The organism is Rufibacter ruber, assembly GCF_014138425.1.
Taxonomy (GTDB): Bacteria; Bacteroidota; Bacteroidia; order Cytophagales; family Hymenobacteraceae; genus Nibribacter; species Nibribacter ruber_C.
Genome location: NZ_JACJIQ010000039.1, coordinates 1 through 4,814, shown reverse-complemented (window position 1 = coordinate 4,814; position 4,814 = coordinate 1). Strand labels below are relative to the sequence as shown.

Annotated in this window: 1 protein-coding gene; it reads left to right on the top strand. The window is 42.6% G+C overall.

Translation table 11 applies throughout. The features are described from left to right. Nucleotides 1–120 precede the first annotated feature (120 nt). Nucleotides 121–4,185 carry an IPT/TIG domain-containing protein gene (locus FHS90_RS22120; RefSeq protein ID WP_182514612.1) on the top strand — a complete coding sequence of 1,355 codons (4,065 nt, stop codon included), beginning with the start codon at nucleotides 121–123 and terminating at the stop codon, nucleotides 4,183–4,185. Nucleotides 4,186–4,814: the final 629 nt, after the last annotated feature.

Here is a 4,814-nt window from a genome sequence, read left to right as displayed (position 1 = left end):
TTCCATTGAGTTAGGGCTTGGTGAGAAATGTTGTCGCAAACACTTTTACCTCCCTAATTCTTTGGAAGTTATTAAACTCTAAACAGCTTCATTAACAAGTTACTGTATCTAGCATATAATATGGAAAAGAAATACTTAAGACTTCTATTACTCTGTATTTGGACTTTCTCTACCTTTCATTCCTTAGCCCAGATTCCTCTCAACCCTGTAGTTTTTAGTACCACGGGTTATGATTACATAACTGATGCTACAACTGATAGCCGAGGGAACGTCTATGTTTTAGGGAGTTTTGATGGTAAGCAAGGTAATATTTTAACCCCGACATCTCATGAAATAAAAAGTAATTATAACTGGTATGTTGCAGTCTATAGTAAAGATGGGGTTTTAGATAAAATTGGGAGTGTTGGGTATTCTGGCTCTACGCTCCACTCTATTGCTGTTGATAAAAATAATAATATTTATGTCTCCGGGTCCTCTTCCCATTCTATTACTGTTTCCAAATTCAGTCCCGACTTCTCATTAGTTTGGAGTTTTACAGAAGGAGTGAATTCTCATTTCATTGGTAAAAAAGTTTTAGCAGATGAAGAGGGCAATGTATATGTAACTGGTACTGTAGGTGCGTGGTCTGTTTTAGGTTTAGATTTAACACCAGAAAATAGTTGCTGTGACCCTAAGAGTTTTTTGCTTAAGCTCAATTCACAAGGGAAGTTTGTCTGGATACAAGCTGGCTTAGGAAGATATGTAAACTCAGCCGGTAATTCTCTGGCATTTGACCGGGAAAGAAATCTAATTATGGTAGGCACCATAAGCGGCAGCGGAACTTATGGAAATACACTTGTGAAATCTGCCGGAAACGACAACTTACTCTTAGTAAAGTATACTCCTAATGGTCATGTTTTGATGGCAAAAGCAATTGGGGAACGTAATCAAAATATTCATGGGGAGGATATAGCTGTTGATGAATTCAACAATTTTTATATCACAGGTACTTATGCCTTTAGTGCCACTTTTGGTTCCACAACTCTACCGTCTACTTCTAATGTGGGGGGCGTATATAGAGAAGCATTCATAGCGAAACTTGATTCTTATGGTAATGCCCAATGGGCCAAGCACGAGTTTGTTGGCTCAAGTGGCACAACGGCTAAAAGCATTGCCTATAAAGAGGGGAAAGTGCAAATAGTAGGTATGCAAGGATCTTTTGGTAATTCTAAACCCTATGTACTAAGCTATCTACACAATGGAAGTTTCCTTTGGAAATCCTATTTAAAACAAGTAAACGGAGATGCAACAAAAGTATTAATATCATCTGGTTCAACCAGTCAGGTGTTTGGGACATTTTTTGGAAGTTTTAAAGCAACTGACCACACATTTACTGCCTATGGCATAATGGATGGGTACAAGGTGCAATTATATGATACAACTTCTGCTACTTATTCTGGTTTCATACATGGGAATATCTATGATGATCAAAATTTAAATTGCCAGTTTGAGCCCAATGAGAAAGGCATTGAAGGTATTATTGTAACAGCTTTGCCTGGCTCTTTCTTTGGCATAACAGATTCTAAAGGGAATTATAGTATCAACCTGCCCAAAGGTTCATATACTATTAAGCCTATTCTCCCTAGTAACAGTGCTTCAAGAATTATCACCCCCTCCTGTACAACCATAAAAAATGTTAATGTAACTCAAGAAAATAGTGTAATTGAAAATATTGATTTCGGGAATACAGTTGAAGAAAGTCCTTATTTAAATGTCAGCCTCTCCTCTAACCGCCGCCGCCGTTGCATGGAGAACGTCACCACTGTCACCTATTCCAATACCGGTTTCGCCCCGGCCTCTAATGCCAAAGTGACTCTTCAATTCCCGGCAGAGGTCATCTTCAAATCAGCTTCTATGCCGTTCACCCGTGACAGCAAAGGCAATTACGTTTTTGTTGTAGGTGATTTGCAGCCCAACCAACAGGGCACTATTACTATCAAAGACTCTGTTTCCTGCGCTGACCCTACCATTAGGGGCCTTACCGTCTGCACCAAAGCCTGGATAACCCCAGTGAACCAGTACACCGCCCCACCAACTTACAACAGAGCAGATGTTGCCATAGCAGCCAGTGAAACACCAGAAAATCAGGCCCGTTTTGTCCTTAGAAATCAAGGGCAAGGGGCTATGACGGATAGCCTTTCTTACCGCGTGCTGCAAAACATGGAACTTTCTCTTACAGGAAAATACAAACTAGCCATTGGTGATAGTTTAGTCCTCAAGTTCCCTACGGCAAGCAGGGTTATACGGGTAGAGGCAGATCAGCCCCAGGGACACCCTCTCAAAACTATTGCAAGCGCCAACCTGGAAATGAAAAAAGCCAATACTACTGGCTTGCCTGATATAGCCATGATGGCCATGCCGCCTAATGATCCTGAACCCGAAATCACAGAAGAATGCCTCCCCATCATTGACTCCTTTGACCCCAATGATAAACAAGTAATACCCGTTGGCCGTACGGCAGAAAAATATACCCCCACTAGTTCGTCTCTTCGCTACACTGTACGTTTCCAGAATACAGGAACAGATGTGGCCTACCGAGTAGTAGTAGTTGACACTCTGTCTGCTGATCTGGATATGAGCACCTTTCAAGTTGGGGCGGTTACACACCCTTATACTTTAACTGTTTCAGGGAAAGAAAAACCGGTACTCACCTTCACCTTCAATAACATCATGCTGCCAGACAGCGGTACCAACCAGGCAGGTAGCAATGGGGCCATCCAGTTCAGCATCAAACCTAAAGCAGACCTACCAGAGAAGCATCTGATTGAGAATTATGCTGATATCTTTTTTGACTACAATGAGCCAGTTAGAACCAATATAACCCAGAACCGGATCTTTGATATGCCGCCGGTGATCAGTGACAAGCAACTGGTTGCACATGAAGTGGTTGTTTCTCCCAATATCATTTCTTTCTCCCCTACCCAAGGCCGGGCGGGACAAACCGTGACCATCCGGGGGGAAAACTTTTCTACTAACGCCTTTGCTAATAAAGTCAGCATCAACGGACATCTAGCTCCAATACTCGCTTACACAGCAGAAGAGTTAAAGGTGGTAGTGCCAAGCAATGCTTTCTCAGGCAAAATCAGGGTGGTAACCCCAGATGGATCAGCAACTACAGGTCCAGACTTTATTATTTTTCAGCCACCTACTATTACTTCCGTTTCGCCTGCAGAGGCAGTTCCTGGCACCAGCATCACTATTTCCGGGACACATTTTTCTACTGATCTTACCCTAGACACAGTCTATTTTAATGGTGTGAAGGCAAAAATTACCCAAGCCTCAACCACCCAACTAAAAGTAGAAGTGCCTGCTACCGCCACTAAAGGAAAGGTACTGCTTAAAACTCTGGGGGGCCAAGTGGAGACTCAGCAGCCCTTTATGGTCTGGCACCACCCCACTTTTACTTCTTTTTCACCCGGAAAAGGTAAGACGGGAACAGTAGTCAATTTGAGCGGAATGAATTTTGCAGAGGATGTAAAACGGAATCTTGTCACTTTCGGCTCTGCCAAAGCTGAGGTGACGGCTGCCAGTGCCAATAGCCTCACCGTAACGGTACCGGCAAACGCCGAAACAGAGAAAATTCAAGTAGAGACACCAGGAGGCACCGTCCGTACCGCCTCTGACTTTATTTTTGTCCCGGCTCCTGTCATTACCTCCTTTAGCCCAACCAGTGGGTATGCTGGCACAACCGTCACCATTACCGGAGAACATTTTGGGGCAGACCACCAGACTGATGTCATTTACTTCAACAACACCGTTGCTGCCATTTTAGAAGCCACCAATACCAAACTGGTAGTCAAAGCACCTAAAGGAGTGATCACTGGTAATCTTTCTGTAAAAGGCGCCGGTGGCGAAGCCATAGGAGCAGAGTTCCTGGTGCCCGACCTCAGCAAAGAAGAAGCACTTTCCATTTACCCGAACCCTACTCAAGGCAACGTGACTATTAACTGGTACAAGGCTAATTATCAGGTGCAAAAGATTGAAGTTTTTGACTCAGTAGGCAAACGCCTGTTTACAGCGATAGGGGAAAATGTTCCCGGAGATGAAGTACAACTCAACTTATTTACCTATGGCGCAGGAGTGTATACCCTTAGAGTTCTCACCACTGATGGCCCAATTCTCAAAAGATTAGTAGTTGTAAAATGACGTTTTCCCCTAGGCGTAGAAATAGCTCCTGTTTCTACGCTAGTTTTAAAATCTGATCAAAAACTGAAAAGAGACAGCGACCCCTAGTCCTGTCTCTTTTCAGTTTTATAAATCAATAAACTGGAAAATAAATTATCAAAAACAAGCCCTAAACATTTTCAAACTAACCGCAAAGCTCATTAGGGTTCTCACCTTAGTATCAGGCGCAAGCCTCTGCTGGTGCCTTTAGTTGAAGACAGCCTCTGTTTCTGGCCTGTTTTTCAGAAAATAGCCCAAAAACGTGGACACTCTCTTATGCTTCAGCCAGTCATTAAGCATGAGAGGGCGGCAAAACATACACGCTAAACAGGTTCATCATTATTTAAGTAATAGGCAACCGTAACAAGACAGACTCTTTACTACTAAAATATAAACCTCTTTCTTTGCTGTTGCTATAGTTACTCTAAAAAATCTGCCCCCTTTATTATGCTTGGTTTAAATGATCTTACCAGAAAAGAAAAAGTACTTTATCTTCTTCTGGTACTATTCTTTATCACTGAAGCTGTTTAGAGTTTAATAACTTCCAAAGAATTAGGGAGGTAAAAGTGTTTGCGACAACATTTCTCACCAAGCCCTAACTCAATGGAAGC